This window comes from Pedococcus sp. P2_F6, from assembly GCF_056403675.1.
Window position 1 is genome coordinate 145,359 of sequence record NZ_JBFUEZ010000002.1, and the last position, 14,012, is coordinate 159,370.

General features: G+C 70.6%; 14 protein-coding genes. 7 read left to right on the forward strand and 7 right to left on the reverse strand.

Annotated features, from left to right (window positions below; all coding sequences use genetic code 11):
* The first annotated feature begins 12 nt into the window (after window positions 1–12).
* On the forward strand, window positions 13–1,191 hold the full coding sequence (locus AC1DWP_RS06120; RefSeq protein WP_477613572.1) for a thiolase family protein: 1,179 nt from the start codon (window positions 13–15) through the stop codon (window positions 1,189–1,191).
* Window positions 1,188–2,042 (forward strand): 3-hydroxyacyl-CoA dehydrogenase family protein, encoded by an 855-nt coding sequence (locus AC1DWP_RS06125; protein ID WP_477613573.1) that lies wholly within the window; start codon window positions 1,188–1,190, stop codon window positions 2,040–2,042. The genes AC1DWP_RS06120 and AC1DWP_RS06125 overlap by 4 nt, the downstream gene beginning before the upstream one ends.
* Here the strand turns inward: AC1DWP_RS06125 and AC1DWP_RS06130 are convergent.
* Window positions 2,030–2,656 carry a TetR/AcrR family transcriptional regulator gene (locus tag AC1DWP_RS06130; protein ID WP_477613574.1) on the reverse strand — a complete coding sequence of 209 codons (627 nt, stop codon included), beginning with the start codon at window positions 2,654–2,656 and terminating at the stop codon, window positions 2,030–2,032. The genes AC1DWP_RS06125 and AC1DWP_RS06130 overlap by 13 nt on opposite strands.
* A gap of 28 nt (window positions 2,657–2,684) precedes the next feature.
* The gene (locus AC1DWP_RS06135; protein WP_477613575.1) at window positions 2,685–3,920 is read right to left on the reverse strand and encodes a D-arabinono-1,4-lactone oxidase; all 1,236 of its coding nucleotides are present in this window, start codon (window positions 3,918–3,920) and stop codon (window positions 2,685–2,687) included.
* Window positions 3,921–3,994: 74 nt separating this feature from the next.
* Here AC1DWP_RS06135 and AC1DWP_RS06140 point away from each other — a divergent pair, with 74 nt between their 5' ends.
* Window positions 3,995–4,462: an SRPBCC family protein gene (locus AC1DWP_RS06140; protein ID WP_477613576.1), complete on the forward strand. Its 468-nt coding sequence runs from the start codon at window positions 3,995–3,997 to the stop codon at window positions 4,460–4,462.
* A 1-nt stretch (window position 4,463) separates the two neighbouring features.
* Here AC1DWP_RS06140 and AC1DWP_RS06145 read toward each other — a convergent pair whose 3' ends face one another.
* From AC1DWP_RS06145 to AC1DWP_RS06160, 4 genes are all read right to left on the reverse strand, one after another.
* Window positions 4,464–5,447 carry an NAD(P)H-binding protein gene (locus tag AC1DWP_RS06145; RefSeq protein WP_477613577.1) on the reverse strand — a complete coding sequence of 328 codons (984 nt, stop codon included), beginning with the start codon at window positions 5,445–5,447 and terminating at the stop codon, window positions 4,464–4,466.
* A gap of 91 nt (window positions 5,448–5,538) precedes the next feature.
* Window positions 5,539–7,089 (reverse strand): GntP family permease, encoded by a 1,551-nt coding sequence (locus AC1DWP_RS06150; RefSeq protein WP_477613578.1) that lies wholly within the window; start codon window positions 7,087–7,089, stop codon window positions 5,539–5,541.
* Window positions 7,086–7,631, reverse strand: coding sequence for a gluconokinase (locus AC1DWP_RS06155; RefSeq protein WP_477613579.1), 546 nt, complete (start codon window positions 7,629–7,631; stop codon window positions 7,086–7,088). The genes AC1DWP_RS06150 and AC1DWP_RS06155 overlap by 4 nt, the downstream gene beginning before the upstream one ends.
* Window positions 7,632–7,708: 77 nt before the next feature.
* Window positions 7,709–8,602, reverse strand: a complete 894-nt coding sequence (locus tag AC1DWP_RS06160) for a helix-turn-helix transcriptional regulator (RefSeq protein WP_477613902.1) — start codon at window positions 8,600–8,602, stop codon at window positions 7,709–7,711.
* 110 nt (window positions 8,603–8,712) lie between these two features.
* Between AC1DWP_RS06160 and AC1DWP_RS06165 the strand changes: the two genes are divergently transcribed.
* The 4 genes from AC1DWP_RS06165 to AC1DWP_RS06180 are packed head-to-tail and all read left to right on the forward strand — an operon-like array spanning window position 8,713 to window position 12,543.
* A complete protein-coding gene (locus AC1DWP_RS06165; protein ID WP_477613580.1) occupies window positions 8,713–9,762 on the forward strand; it encodes an alcohol dehydrogenase catalytic domain-containing protein in 1,050 nt (349 codons plus the stop codon).
* On the forward strand, window positions 9,759–11,252 hold the full coding sequence (locus AC1DWP_RS06170; RefSeq protein ID WP_477613581.1) for an MFS transporter: 1,494 nt from the start codon (window positions 9,759–9,761) through the stop codon (window positions 11,250–11,252). The genes AC1DWP_RS06165 and AC1DWP_RS06170 overlap by 4 nt, the downstream gene beginning before the upstream one ends.
* The gene (locus tag AC1DWP_RS06175; RefSeq protein ID WP_477613582.1) at window positions 11,249–12,133 is read left to right on the forward strand and encodes an aldo/keto reductase; all 885 of its coding nucleotides are present in this window, start codon (window positions 11,249–11,251) and stop codon (window positions 12,131–12,133) included. The genes AC1DWP_RS06170 and AC1DWP_RS06175 overlap by 4 nt, the downstream gene beginning before the upstream one ends.
* 11 nt (window positions 12,134–12,144) lie before the next feature.
* Window positions 12,145–12,543 carry a (R)-mandelonitrile lyase gene (locus AC1DWP_RS06180; RefSeq protein WP_477613583.1) on the forward strand — a complete coding sequence of 133 codons (399 nt, stop codon included), beginning with the start codon at window positions 12,145–12,147 and terminating at the stop codon, window positions 12,541–12,543.
* A 50-nt stretch (window positions 12,544–12,593) separates the two neighbouring features.
* Here AC1DWP_RS06180 and mmsB read toward each other — a convergent pair whose 3' ends face one another.
* Window positions 12,594–14,012 carry a multiple monosaccharide ABC transporter permease gene (mmsB, locus tag AC1DWP_RS06185; protein WP_477613584.1) on the reverse strand — a complete coding sequence of 473 codons (1,419 nt, stop codon included), beginning with the start codon at window positions 14,010–14,012 and terminating at the stop codon, window positions 12,594–12,596.

The window sequence follows — 14,012 nt, forward strand, 5'->3', positions numbered from 1 at the left end:
AAGGAGCAGAGCGTGACCGAAGCCTTCATCGTGGACGGCGTGCGCACCCCCATCGGCCGGTATGCCGGTGGGCTGGCTTCCGTGCGCGCCGACGACCTCGCGGCCCTCGTGGTCCGCGAAGCCGTCACGCGCGCCGGTGTCGACCCGGAGCTCATCGACGAGGTGGTGTTCGGCGCGGCCAACCAAGCCGGTGAGGACAACCGCAACGTCGCACGGATGGCGGTCCTGCTCGCGGGGCTCCCCCAGTCGGTGCCGGGCTTCACCGTCAACCGGCTCTGCGCCTCGGGCCTGACCGCCATCGCCACTGCGCGCCAGATGATCGCCGCGGGCGACGCCGACCTCGTCGTGGCCGGCGGCGTCGAGTCGATGACCCGGGCACCCTGGGTCACCGAGAAGCCCACGAAGGCGTTCGCCCGACCCGGCGCGACCTTCGACACCTCGATCGGGTGGCGCTTCACCAACCCGCGGTTCGACGCCGACACGACGTTGACCATGCCGCAGACCGCCGAACGCGTTGCGCAGCAGTGGAACCTGACGCGTGAGGAGCTCGACGCCTTTGCCCTTCGGTCGCACGAGCGTGCGCTCGACGCGATCAAGAACGGCCGCTTCGAGGCCGAGACCGTCGCCGTGCCACTGCGTGACGGCGAGTTCACGACCGACGAGGGACCTCGGGCCGACACGAGCCTCGAGCGCCTCGCCGCCCTGCGCCCCTTGCACGGTCCCCACGGGCTGGTGACGGCCGGAAACTCCAGTGGCCTCAACGACGGTGCAGCCGCGGTGGTGGTGGCGAGCGAGCGGTTCATCGCCGAGCACGGCCTCACCCCGCGAGCGCGGATCGTCGCTGCCGCGAGCGCCGGAGTGGCTCCCGAGATCATGGGCATCGGCCCCGTCCCCGCGACGCGCAAGGCCCTGAACCGCGCTGGCTGGACCGTCGAGGACCTCGAGGCCGTCGAGCTCAACGAGGCCTTCGCCTCCCAGTCCCTCGCCTGCATCCGCGACCTCGGGCTGCACGAGGACCTGGTCAACGCCGACGGCGGCGCGATCGCCCTCGGCCACCCGCTCGGCTGCTCCGGCACCCGCATCGTCGTCACCCTGCTGGGCAGACTCGAGCGGGCGAACGCCCGGCGAGGCCTGGCCACCATGTGCGTCGGCGTCGGCCAGGGCAGCGCCCTGCTCCTCGAGCGCCCATGACGAGCCACGAAGGCTCGCTGCCGACGCGTGTCGGCGTCTACGGCGGCGGCCGCATGGGCGCCGGGATCGCGCACACCTTCCTCGCGGCGGGCTGCACGGTCGTGGTCGTCGAGAGCGACGAGCCGACGGCCCAGGCCGCGCGGGAGCGGGTCGTCACCAGTCTGGGCAAGGCCGCCGAACGTGGCCTGCTCGCTGACGTCGACGCAGCCGCGGCGCGCCTCACCGCCACCAGCGACACCGCTCACCTCGGCGACGTCGAGCTGGTCGTCGAGGCCGTCCCGGAGGACGCCGCCCTCAAGCTGGCCGTCTTCCAGCGGGTCGAGCGGGTCGCACCCGAAGCGGTCCTGGCCACCAACACGAGCTCGCTGTCGATCGACACCATCGCCTCGGGGCTGCGGGCGCCCGAGCGGTTCATCGGCCTGCACTTCTTCAACCCCGTCCCCGCCAGCGACCTGGTCGAGGTCGTGGTCGGCGAGCACACGGCATACGCCCTCGTGGAGCAGGCTCGCGGTTGGGTGGCGGCGCTGGGCAAGACGGCGATCACGGTCAAGGACTCACCGGGCTTCGCGAGCAGTCGCCTCGGGGTGGCCATCGCGCTCGAGGCGATGCGGATGGTGCAGGAGGGCGTGGCGTCCGCCGAGGACATCGACACCGCGATGACGCTGGGTTACCGGCACCCCGTCGGACCGCTCAGGACCACCGACATCGTCGGCCTCGACGTCCGGCTGGCCATCGCCGAACACCTGGCGCGCGAGCTCGGGCCCCGGTTCGAACCTCCTCAGCTCCTGCGCGACAAGGTGGCGGCGGGCGAGCTGGGTCGCAAGAGCGGGCGCGGCTTCTACGACTGGTGAGGCGGCCTGATCGCCAAGCCGTCGAAGGCGATGGTCGTGATCGCCTCGGACAGCTGCGCCCCATCGACCCCGCCACCAGCGCGGTGCCACTCGACCAGCGAGTTCACCATGCCGAAGAGCAGCCGGCTGACCAGCGCCGGAGCCACGTCGGTGCGCAGCGAACCCTCGTCGATGGCTTCCTTGACCAGCGCGGCAAGGCGCGCGTCGATCTCACGGCGGCGGCCGAGCGCGGCAAGCTCCACCTCGCTGTTGCCGCGCACGCGCAGCAGGAGCGTGACGGCCGGCTGGTGCTCGACCAGCACCTCGACGCTCTTGTGCACCGCCTGACGCAGCCGTTCGTATGCCGTGCGGCCGGCAGCGTCGCTGCTCGCCTCCTCGATGACCTGGGTGAGCCCGTCCAGGGCCTCGTCGAGGGCGAGGGACAGCAGGTGGGTCTTGCTCGGGACGTGGTGGTAGATGGCGGACTTGGTGAAGCCGAGCTCGCGGGCGAGGTCACCCATGCTGGTGCCGTCGTAGCCCTGCTCGTTGAAGAGCTCGATCGCGCGGCGCAGCACCGTCTCCTGGTCGTAGCCCGGACGACCCCGGCGGGGGGTCACCGGCGCGGTGTCGCTCACGCTGGTCAGACTCTCACAGGGTCGCCGCTCAGCCGACCACCTTGTCGAGGAACGCGTTGCCGAACTTGCCCTCGGGGTCGGCGCCGGCCCGCAGCTGCCGGAAGTCATCCCAGCGCGGGTAGAGCGCAGCAAGGTCGTCGGCGGTCGCCACGAAGCACTTGCCCCAGTGCGGCCGAGCACCCAACGGCAGCAGGGCGGCCTCGATGGCCGGCAGCACGGCATACACCCCTGCTTCGTCGAGCTGCCAGGTGAAGTGGAACCCCACCGTAGGCCGCCCGTAGGAGCTGCTGAGCCACAGGTCGTCCGCGGCAACGGTGCGGATCTCGACGCTCTGCAGGACCGGGGCGAGCAGTGGCTGGAGTCGCCGCAGGGCTGCCAGGGTGTCCAACGCCGCGGACCGGTCGACGAGGTACTCGCTCTGCAGCTCCTCACCCCGGCTGGGGGTGAACTCGCGGCGGAAGTGTGGCAGGCGGTCGAGCCACGCGCCGGCCACGCCGCTCTGGTCGGTGACGGAGTCGGTCGGGGCGCCGTCGAGCATGTGCAGCGGCTCCGTGGCCCGCGGCGACCCCAACAGGTCGTCGCGGGCCTGGGCCGACCGGCTCTTGCACCAGACCTGGAGGACACCGCGATCATCCAGTCGGGTGAACAGGCTGACACTGTCGGCGGCGCTCGTGATTGCGTCGAGCTCGGATTCGACCACGTGCCAAGGCATCTCGGTGTAGACGTCCTGGCGCATCGAGTAGCTGGGTTCGACGTCGAGCGTCAGCCGGGTGACGATGCCCAGGGCGCCGAGGGCCACGACACTGCCCTCGAAGCCGGCGTCGCCGCGCGCGACCGTCCGCAGCTCGCCGTCGGGACCTACCAGCTCGACGGCCGCCACCGCGGCGGCCAGAGAGCTGAGCTCGTCGCCAGAGCCGTGGGTGTCCGTCGCGACGGCCCCCGCGACGCTGATGTGCGGCAACGACGCGAGGTTGCCCAGCGCCCAGCCGCGCGCCTCGATGGCAGCGGCCACGGTGCCGTAGTCCTGGGCCGCGCAGACGGTGGCGGTGCCGGCTGCCTCGTCGACCTCCAGCACCTGCGGCAGCTGCGAGAGCTCCACGAGGATGCCGTCGGTGTCGGTCAGCCCGGTGAACGAGTGCCGGGACCCCAGGGCCCGGATCCGCGCAGCCCCGGCCACCAGGTCCTGGAGCTCCGCGACACTGGTTGGTCGCGCTACCCGCTGCGCCCCGTAGGTGATGTTGCCCGCCCAGTTCCGCTCGACCATGGCACCAGTCTGGCGCGGCGGGGCCGTTCGCATCCCGGCGGGCCACCGGCGGAACCATGGACCAGACTCAGGGCATGTCGGTCTTCTCAGCCTCCAAGCGGTCCACTGCCGTCGTACCCCATCCCCGGGACGCCGTGTGGGCCGTCCTGACCGATGCGAAGCTGGTGGCGAAGCTGACGCCGATGGTCCGCTCGATCGAGGACCACGGCGAGACCTGGCTGTGGAAGCTCGCTCCCATCGAGGTCCTCGGCAAGAGCGTCGGGCTCTCCTTCACCGAGCGCATGGAGTTCACGCCCGAGGAGCGCATCAGCTACACCCATGCGCCCAAGGGCGACGAGCGCGCCGGCGTCAAGGGTGTCTACGTCCTGGCCGACAGCGGCGAGGGCACCCGGCTGTCCATCGAGCTCGGCGTCGACGTCGACCTGCCCTTCCCGAGGCTGGCCAAGCCGGCCGTCCAGGCCTCGATGCAGGCAGTGATCGCGGCGATGGGCGTCGGGTTCGCGCACAACCTCGAGCGACAGCTCAGGCTGCGCCGCTCCTGAGTCAGCCGGCCACCGAGCCGACCCAGGTCGCGTCCGACGTCAGCGGTCCGATGACGTCACGCTGCCGGTCTGGCACTGCCGCGTCGGGCACGGCGAGGGCGCGGTCGAGGGCGTCGGCCACAGGGGTGAGCGAGTGCCCCCTGGGCATCAGCTGCACCACGAAGTCCTGCCGTCCGCAGACCATGTCGTGGCGCAGGCTCTCGACGAGCGACTGCACGGTCGAAGCCGGGGCCCGGGTCAGGATCGGGGCGAGCCTGGACACCAGGCCGGTCGGCAGCCCGGGCACGCTCACCTGGACCCGCCGCAGACCGGCGCGGTCGGCGTAGAGCCGCAGCAACGCGGCATACGCCATCCGCTCCCCGCTGCCGAGGTCGAAGGCCCGGCTGCGCGGCGGGGCGGAGAGCGCGCCGACCAGGGCGATGAGGACATCGGTGACCGCCACGGGTTCGACCTGGCTGTCCATCCATCTCGGCAGCACCTGGACAGGCAGGCGCTCGCTCATCTGGCGCATGATCTCGAACGACGTGGAACCGCTGCCGACGATCATCGCCGCACGGAGCGCCAGGGTCGGCACCCCCGAGTCGGTGAGCACCTGCTCGACCTCGAGCCGGGACCTCAGGTGTGGCGACAGCTCGCGGTCCGGCACGTCCGGGACCAGTCCCCCGAGGTAGACGATGCGCTCCAGGTCCGCGCGGACGGCGGCGTGCGCCGCGTTGTAGGCGCCCTCGCGGTCACTGGTGGCGAAGTCGTCACCGCCGAGCCCGTGGACGAGGTAGTAGAGCGCCTGGGCACCTTTGCACGCCGCCCGCACGGAGGGCCGGTCGAGGACGTCCACCTCGACGACGTCGACCTCGTCCGACCACCAGAAGCGACCCGCCGACGAGGCATCAGTGAAGGTCGCCGTGACCGCGTGGCCCTGCGCGAGGAGCGCCGGCACCAGCCGACTGCCGACATAACCGCCCGCGCCGATGACCACGACTCGCACCAGCGACCCCCGGTTTCGGAACGGCTAAGGACGGCTAACGACGGCTCTGACTGGGCCGCCGACGGCGTCCCACGGTGGTTCGACGGGCGCGCTAGACGATGACGCTCATCAGCATGACCAGGGCGAAGCCTACGACGGAGATCACGGTCTCCATCACCGACCACGACTTGATGGTCTCTCCGACGGTCAGGCCGAAGTACTCCTTGACCAGCCAGAAGCCTGCGTCGTTGACGTGGCTGAAGAAGAGGGAGCCGCAGCCGATCGCCAGGACGAGCAGCGCGAGGTGGTTCGCGCTCAGGCTCGCGCCCAGCGGTCCGACGATGCCCGCCGCGGTGATGGTGGCGACCGTCGCGGAGCCGGTGCCCAGCCTGATGAGGACGGCGACCAGCCAGCCGAGCAGGAGGACCGAGATGTTGACGCCTTCTGCCCAGTTCTTGATGACGTCGCCGACGCCGGCGTCCACGAGGGTCTGCTTGAAGCCACCGCCGGCGGCCACGATGAGGATGATCCCGGCGATGCCGGGCAGGCTCGCACCGAAGGAGTCGCTGACCTGGGACCGGTTCATGCCGGTGGCCAGGCCGAGGGCGAAGTAGCAGAAGATCACGGCGATGAGCAGGGCGACGACTGGGGTGCCCAGGAAGTCGGTCACCTTCCGGAAGCCGGACTCCTCGTCGGTGACCACGAGCTTGGCGATCGCGTCGATGAGCATCAGCAGGACGGGCAGGGTGATGGCGATCAGGGCCGAGGAGAACGGCACCTGACGGCGCCCCGGCTGCATGGCCTGCGTCGACTGCGTCCCACCGGTTCGGTCGCCCCGGTCGTCGACCCGCACGCCCACGCGCTCGTCGGTACGGTCGCCGGCACGCTCGTCGTGCACCTCGGCCGCTCGCTCGAGTGGCGTCCCGGCGCCTCCGCCCGGTGCTCCCGCGCCGGCATACGCAAGATCGGTGGCGTGCTTGGGCACCCAGTTGTGCACGAAGCGCGCCAGCACCGGCCCGGCGACCACGACGGTGGGGATCGCGATGATGATGCCGAACAGCAGCGTCAGGCTCAGGTCGGCCTTGAGGAGTCCGATCGCCGTCAGTGGCCCCGGGTGCGGCGGCACGAGCCCGTGCAGCACGGACAGGCCGGCCAGCGCCGGAATGCCCACGTGCATGAGCGACAGGCCGGTGCGTCGGGCGACCATGACCACCACCGGGACCAGGAGGACGACGCCGACCTCGAAGAACAGCGGCAGGCCGAGGATGGCCGCGATGGCGGCCATCATCCACGGCAGCCCGTTGCGTCCGACCCGGGCGATCATGGTGGTGACGATCTTGCTCGCGCCCCCGGAGTCCTCGAGCATCTTGCCGATCATCGCGCCCAGCGCGATGAGCACGCCGACGGAGCCCGTGGTGTTGCCGAAGCCCTTGATGAAGCTGGCGACGATGTCGGCCGGGGGCATGGTGGCGATGGCGCCGAGCACCGCCGACCCGAGCATCAGCGAGAGGAACGGGTGGAGCTTTGCCACGGTGATGAGGAGCACCACCGCCAGGATGCCCACGACGCACGCGACGACGAGCACGCCGTCACCGGCATACGGCTCGTCGGCCGCCGCGAGGGAGATGGTTCCGGACAGGGCATGCTGCAAGGACGCGGTCATTGGTGTTCCTTCCTGAGGCCCAGGGCAGACAGCGCGCGGTCCAGGACCACGGCAGCCGTCCCCTCATTGGTGATGGCGACCCCGGGCTCGTCGGGCTGCAACGGCTCGAGCGTGGCAAGCTGGCTGGGCAGCAGCGAGGCGGGCATGTAGTGGCCCGGGCGGTGTTCCATCCGGTCCCGGATGACATCGGTGTGCGCCGTGACATGGAGGAACCGCACATGCGGCCGGTCCTTGCACAGCACGTCGCGGTAGGCGCGTCTCAGCGCCGAGCAGGTGATGACCGCGGACTCCCCGGCCTGTTCCTTGGAGCTGATCCAGGCCCCGATCGCTTCGAGCCACGGCCAGCGGTCCTCGTCGGTCAGCGGGTCCCCGGCCCTCATCTTGGCGACGTTGGCGTCCGAGTGGAAGGCATCTCCCTCAGCGAACTCCCACCCGGTGACGGTCGAAATCCCTTTCGCCACAGTCGACTTGCCCGAACCCGACACGCCCATGACCACCACGTGGTCGGGTGTCGTCGCTCCGGTCGGCGCAGGATCGCCCATGCCGCGACTGTAGCCCTGAGGATGGCGGCGGGCATCCGCAAGCGCCCGTCCGGCTCAGGGCAAGGCCGTGGACGTCCTCAGGAACGCTCGGGTCCGACTGCGGATGGTTGCACGCGGTCGGGCTCGTGGGTGGCGGCCCAGGACGCGAGGAGCTTGAGGGCGTCGGACGTGGGCGTTCCCTCGGCGGCCGTGTAGATGTTGAGCTGCAGGCCCGGCTCGGAGGGGAGCTCCATCGCCTCGAAGTCGAGGTCCAGCTGGCCGACGACCGGGTGACGGAGCCTCTTGCGGCCGCTGCGGTGGTAGCGCACGTCCTGGGATGCCCAGCGTTGGCGGAACAGCTCGCTGCGGGTGGAGAGCTCGCCGACCAGCTCGATGAGCGCCTTGTCGTGGGGGTTGCGGCCCGCCTCGAGCCGGAGCATGGCCGCCGCGTCGCGGGCGATCTGGTCGTAGTCGACGAACAGCTCACGCGCTTCTTCGGGGTGCAGGTAGACGAACCGCGTCGTGTTGGCCGGGCGGCGGGGATCGGCCAGGACCGGGGCGTAGAGCGCTCGCGCGAGGTCGTTCATCGCGAGGATGTCGTGCCGGCCGTTGCGAACCCAGGCCGGCGCGTCGGTGACGGCGTCCAGCACCTGCTGGACCGCGGGTCGCACCGTGGGCGTGGCGCTCCTGCGGCGGCGGGCCGACCCGGCACCGGACTCCCGGGCGAGCGAGTAGAGGTGGTCGCGCTCGGCCTCCTCGAGGTGAAGGGCGTTGGCCAACGCGTCGAGGACGCTCTCGGACGCGCCACCGAGGCTGCCACGCTCCATCCGAACGTAGTAGTCGACCGAGACCCCGGCGAGCATGGCGACCTCTTCGCGGCGCAGCCCCTTCACACGGCGGTTGCCCCCGTAGGCAGGCAGGCCAGCCTCCTCGGGGGTGATCCGAGCCCGGCGCGAGCGCAGGAACTCCCGGATCTCGTTGCGCAGGTCCATTGATGCCATGGCTCCACGGTAGGTGCGTTCCCGCACCGGTGGGAGGCACTGCCGGTACCCGGAACGAGCGGGACTCCCGCATCCCGCCGGAGTCGCGTGCACTGGTGGACATGAGAGCAACGCACATCTTCGGCGCGGGCGACATCCGCGTCATCGACGCCCCCGACCCGACGATCCAACAGCCCACTGACGCGCTGGTGCGAGTGACCCGCGCCTGCGTCTGCGGCAGCGACCTGCACCCCTACCACTCGCTGGCCCCCACGACCCGGGGAGCGTCCATCGGGCACGAGTTCGTCGGCGTGGTCGAGGAGACCGGGACCGACGTCGCCACCGTCCGTCCCGGCGACTTCGTGATCGCTCCCTTCGCGGTCTCGTGCGGCGTCTGCGAGTTCTGCCGCGCCGGCCTGCAGACCTCTTGCGTCAACGGGGGGTTCTGGAACGACGCCCGGCTCGGGACAGCCGGCGGCCAGGCGGAGGCGGTCAGGGTACCCCTCGCCGACGGAACGCTCGTCGCCGTCCCTGACATGACGCCCGAGACCGGCGAAGCGATGCTCGCGTCCCTGCTCACCCTCTCCGACGTGTACGGTACCGGCTGGCACGCCGCCGTCCGGGGCGGCGTGACCCCGGGCAGCACCGTCACCGTGATCGGGGACGGCGCGGTCGGCCTCCTCGCGGTCCTGTCCGCCAAGCAGCTGGGTGCGGATCGAGTCGTCCTGATGGGACGGCACCAGCAGCGGACCGACCTCGGCGGCGAGTTCGGCGCCACCGACGTGGTCGCCGCCCGCGGTGCCGAAGGGATCGCGGAGGTCCGTGACCTCACCGACGGCGGCAGCCCGATCGTGCTCGAGGCCGTGGGGCACCTGCCCGCCTACGAGCAGGCGCTCGGGATCGTGCGGCCGGGTGGGGTGATCAGCCGGGTCGGCGTGCCGCAGTACGAAGAGGCACCGGTCGGCTTCGGCACCCTCTTCGGCCCCAACGTCACCCTCACCGGCGGCCCGGCCCCGGTGAGGGCGTACATCGAGCACCTCCTGCCTGCCGTCCTCGACGGCAGCGTGCAGCCCGGCCGCGTCTTCGACCGCACGGTCGCGCTCGACGACACGCCCGCGGCATACCAGGCGATGGATGCCCGGCAGGCGCTCAAGGTGATGGTGCGGCCATGAGGCGTGCGCCGCGCACACCCACGGACGTCCGGCGCGGGCCCATCCTGGCGATCATCCTGATCAGCTACTTCATGATCCTGCTCGACAACTCGGTCGTGTTCACCGGACTGCCGAGCATCCGGGCCGACCTCGATCTGTCGGCCACGGAGCTGTCGTGGGTCCAGGACGCGTACACGTTGGTGTTCGGTGGTCTGCTCCTCCTCGGCGCCCGAGCGGGAGACATCCTGGGCCGACGGCGGCTGTTCGTCTCGGGGCTGGTTGTCTTCGGTGTCGCGTCCGCGCTGATCGGCCTCGCGCCGACGGGGTGGTGGATCGTCTCCGCGCGTGCCCTGCAGGGCATCGGCGCCGCAATCGTCGCGCCGACCTCCCTGGCCCTGGTCACCGCCTACTTCGACGGCGAGGCCCGCGCCAAGGCGGTGGCCTGGTATGCCGCGACGGCGGGCATCGGGGCGAGCCTCGGCCTGTTGGTGGGGGGTGCGCTGACAGACCTCGTCTCGTGGCGGGCGGCGTTCCTCGTCAACGTCCCCATCGCGGTCGCCATGGTCATCGGCGCCCGCGCTGTGCTCGTCGAGACGCCACGTCGGCCGGGACGTTTCGACGTCACCGGCGCAGTCTGCGCGACGCTTGGTGTGGGTGCGCTGGTGTTCGGGACGATCGAGTCCGCCGACTCCGGTTGGGGGTCCCCTCGGGTCCTCGTGGCGTTCGCCGTGGCCGTCGTCCTTCTGGTGGCGTTGGTGGTCAACGAGCGACGGGTGCCGCACCCGATCCTGGCCCTGCGGCTGTTCGCCAGCCGCGAGCGCAGCGGGGCGTATGCCGCGCGGATGCTGTATCTGGGCGCCATGATCGGCTTCTTCTACTTCACCACCCAGCTGATGCAGGACGGGTTCGGTTTCACCCCGCTGCAGGCGGGCCTCGGCTTCCTCCCGATGACGGTGGTCAACTTCGCCGTCGCACTGGCCATCCCTCGGCTCAGCCGGGTCGCGCCCACCTCCGTCCTGCTCGCCGCCGGCACGGCGACGACACTCGTCGGGATGGCCTGGCTGAGTCACGCCGGGTCCGTGGGCCACTACCTCGTGACCGTAGCGGCCCCCATGGTCCTCATCGGGGTGGGCCAGGGACTGGCTTTCGCGCCCCTCACCAGCTCGGGGATCGCAGGCGTCGACACCGCGGACGCGGGTGCGGCCTCCGGGGTCGTCAACACGGCGCACCAGCTCGGGATGGCGCTCGGCCTGGGCGTGCTCGTCACCGTCTCGGCCCACGCGGGGAACCACCGTGGGGGTCCCGCCGCCGTGGCGGACCGGGTTGGTCTCGCCCTGACGGGCAGCACTTTCCTTATGGCCGCTGCCCTGCTGGTGATCCTGGCTCTGGTCATACCGGCACAGCGCCAGGCAGCCAACCTGGCGAGGCGACGTTCCAGGGAGGCACTGCCGGTACCCGTCTCGACAGGGACTCCCGGGACGCCCGCAACCTGCTTAGCGTGGAAGGCATGACGACTCCCACGGTCACCCTCCACAACGGCCTCGCGATGCCCGTCCTCGGCTTTGGTGTCTTCCAGACCCCGCCCGACGAGACCCTGTCCGCCGTCAGTGCTGCCCTCGACACGGGCTACCGCCACATCGACACCGCCGCCGCCTACGGCAACGAGCGCGAAGTCGGTGAGGCGATCCGCCGCTCCCACGTGCCCCGCGACGAGCTCTTCGTCGAGACCAAGGTGTGGATCAGCGACTACGGCTACGACGCCACCCTGCACGCGTTCGACAAGAGTGCCGGCAAGCTCGGCCTCGAACAGCTCGACCTGTTCATCCTCCACCAGGCCCTGCCGGGCGAGTTCGACCTCACGATCGAGGCGTACCGGGCGCTGGAGACGCTCCTCGCGGACGGCTCGGTCCGTGCGATCGGCGTCAGCAACTTCATGCCCGACCACCTCGAACGGCTCCTCCAGGAGACCACCGTGGTGCCCGCCGTCAACCAGGTCGAGGTCCACCCCTACTTCCGCCAGCCGGACGTCCTCGCCGCCAACTCGGCGCACGGCATCCTGTCGCAGGCCTGGTCGCCCATCGGCGGCATCACGTTCTACCGCGACGGCTCACACGGCTCCACGTTGCAGGACCGCACCATCGCCTCGATCGCCGAGGCACACGACAAGTCCCCGGCCCAGGTGATGCTGCGCTGGCACCTGCAGGAGGGACGGCAGGCGATCCCCAAGTCCGTGACGCCCTCGCGCATCGCGGAGAACTTCGACATCTTCGACTTCGAGCTCACGGTTGACGAGCTCGCCGCGATCGACGGGCTCGACACCGGAGTCCGCGGCGGCCCCGAGCCCGAGGCCATCACCCGCGAGACCTTCGGCCGCGCCATCCCCGAGGCCTGACAGGAGCCACCATGCAGATCGACCCCCGGACACCCACGACCAAGAACCCGCCCGAGCAGTTCACCGGCGACGTGTGGCTCGACCCCATCGCCCACCCGCGCGAGGACGGACAGTCGATGTTCGTCGCCAAGGTCCGCTTCGCCCCGGGCGCCCGCACCGCCTGGCACTCACACGCCCGAGGCCAGACCCTTCACGTCACCCAGGGCATCGCGTGGGTCCAGTCCCGCGGCAGCGACAAGGTCGAGGCCCATGCCGGGCAGACGCTCTACTGCCCCTCGGGCCAGGAACACTGGCACGGCGCCGCACCCGACTCCTTCATGGAACACCTCGCCATGCTCGACCAGGCCGACGACCCTGCCACCAGCACGACCTGGCTCGAGCACGTCAGCGACGAGGAGTACCTCGCCTGACCGGCGAGGTACTCCTCGAAACCTGGCTACCCGGTCACCCGGCCAGCGCGCTACCCGGTCGAGGGTTGGGCGCTCTGCGCGGCTCCACGCTCCGCGATGCCGGTGTGCGAGCGACTGGCGTTGCGGAAGCCGGCGCCCTCCTCCCCCTCGGAAACCGGAGTCGAGGGACCGGTGCCCCCGGTGGGGCCGCTCGGACCGTCGCCTCCTCGACCACGTTGCACACCCCTGAGGATCATCCCGATGAAGCTCGGCTTGCCCTGGCTCTTGGAGTACACGTCGAACGCCACGGCGCCGAGGAGTACGAGGCCCTTGATGATCTGGACGAAGTTGCTGTCCACGCTCATGTTGGCCAGGCCCAGGTTGAGCACGCCCATGACGAGGCCGCCGATCATCGACCCCGTCACTGTGCCGACGCCGCCGGCCACCGCCGCGCCGCCGACGAAGACGGCCGCGATCGCGTCGAGCTCGAAGTTGACGCCGTCCTTGGGGTTCGCGGCGTTGAGGTATGCCGTGAACACCATGCCCGCGACCGCGGCCAGGAAGCCCATGTTGACCATGACGAACAGGTCGATGCGTCGCGTGTCCACGCCGGAGAGGCGAGCCGCGTTGGAGTTGCCACCGACCGCGTAGATGTGACGACCGAGAACGGTGCGCTGGGTGATGAACGTGTAGAGGACGACGAGGCCACCGAGGATCAGGCCGACGACCGGCACTCCCTTGTAGGACGCCAGCAGGAGGCCGAAGCCGAGCAGCAGCCCGCAGATGACGACGAGCTTGATCACGCTCAGGGTCAACCGGGGCACGTCCATGCCGTAGCGGCGAAGGTCGGACCGCCGCCGCAGCTCGAGGTAGACGATCACGGCGACGGCCAGCAGCGTCAGGACGAGCGTGGGGTTGTGGTAGCCGGTCACCGGCCCCACCTCGGGCAGGTAGCCGTTGGCGATCTTCTGGAAGCTCTCCGGCACCGGGATGGACTCGGCGTTGAGGATCATCAGGTCCAGGCCGCGGAAGAGCAACATGCCGGCCAGGGTCACGATGAAGGCGGGGATGCCCACGTAGGCGACCCAGAAGCCCTGCCAGATCCCGACCAGGATGCCCAGCGCCAGTCCGAGGAGGATGGCGGCCGGCCAGGGCAGGTCGAGCTTGGCCATCGACAGAGCCACGGTGGCACCGACGAAGGCGCTCACCGAGCCGACCGACAGGTCGATGTGGCCGGCGATGATCACCATGACCATGCCGATGGCGAGGATGAGGATGTAGCCGTTCTGCACCAGTAGCGACGTGACGTTGCGAGGCTGGAGGAACAGGCCGTCGGTGAGCACCTGGAACATGAGCACCAGCAGCAGCAGCGCGATCATCATCCCGTACTGGCGGATGTTGCCGCTGAGGGCCTTGCGCATCTCGCTCACCAGTGACTGGGTGGGCGGCGGCGCGGGGGCCGTGGGCGCGGGGGCGATGTCGGTCGCCAT

Excerpts from the sequence above, each read along its gene's own strand:
- AC1DWP_RS06125 (WP_477613573.1), top strand. The coding sequence starts at position 1,188 with ATGACGAGCCACGAAGGCTCGCTGCCGACGCGTGTCGGCGTCTACGGC.
- AC1DWP_RS06135 (WP_477613575.1), bottom strand. The coding sequence starts at position 3,920 with ATGGTCGAGCGGAACTGGGCGGGCAACATCACCTACGGGGCGCAGCGG.
- AC1DWP_RS06140 (WP_477613576.1), top strand. The coding sequence starts at position 3,995 with ATGTCGGTCTTCTCAGCCTCCAAGCGGTCCACTGCCGTCGTACCCCAT.
- AC1DWP_RS06150 (WP_477613578.1), bottom strand. The coding sequence starts at position 7,089 with ATGACCGCGTCCTTGCAGCATGCCCTGTCCGGAACCATCTCCCTCGCG.
- AC1DWP_RS06155 (WP_477613579.1), bottom strand. The coding sequence starts at position 7,631 with ATGGGCGATCCTGCGCCGACCGGAGCGACGACACCCGACCACGTGGTG.
- AC1DWP_RS06160 (WP_477613902.1), bottom strand. The coding sequence starts at position 8,602 with ATGGACCTGCGCAACGAGATCCGGGAGTTCCTGCGCTCGCGCCGGGCT.
- AC1DWP_RS06165 (WP_477613580.1), top strand. The coding sequence starts at position 8,713 with ATGAGAGCAACGCACATCTTCGGCGCGGGCGACATCCGCGTCATCGAC.
- AC1DWP_RS06170 (WP_477613581.1), top strand. The coding sequence starts at position 9,759 with ATGAGGCGTGCGCCGCGCACACCCACGGACGTCCGGCGCGGGCCCATC.
- AC1DWP_RS06175 (WP_477613582.1), top strand. The coding sequence starts at position 11,249 with ATGACGACTCCCACGGTCACCCTCCACAACGGCCTCGCGATGCCCGTC.
- AC1DWP_RS06180 (WP_477613583.1), top strand. The coding sequence starts at position 12,145 with ATGCAGATCGACCCCCGGACACCCACGACCAAGAACCCGCCCGAGCAG.
- mmsB (WP_477613584.1), bottom strand. The coding sequence starts at position 14,012 with ATGGCGACCGACATCGCCCCCGCGCCCACGGCCCCCGCGCCGCCGCCC.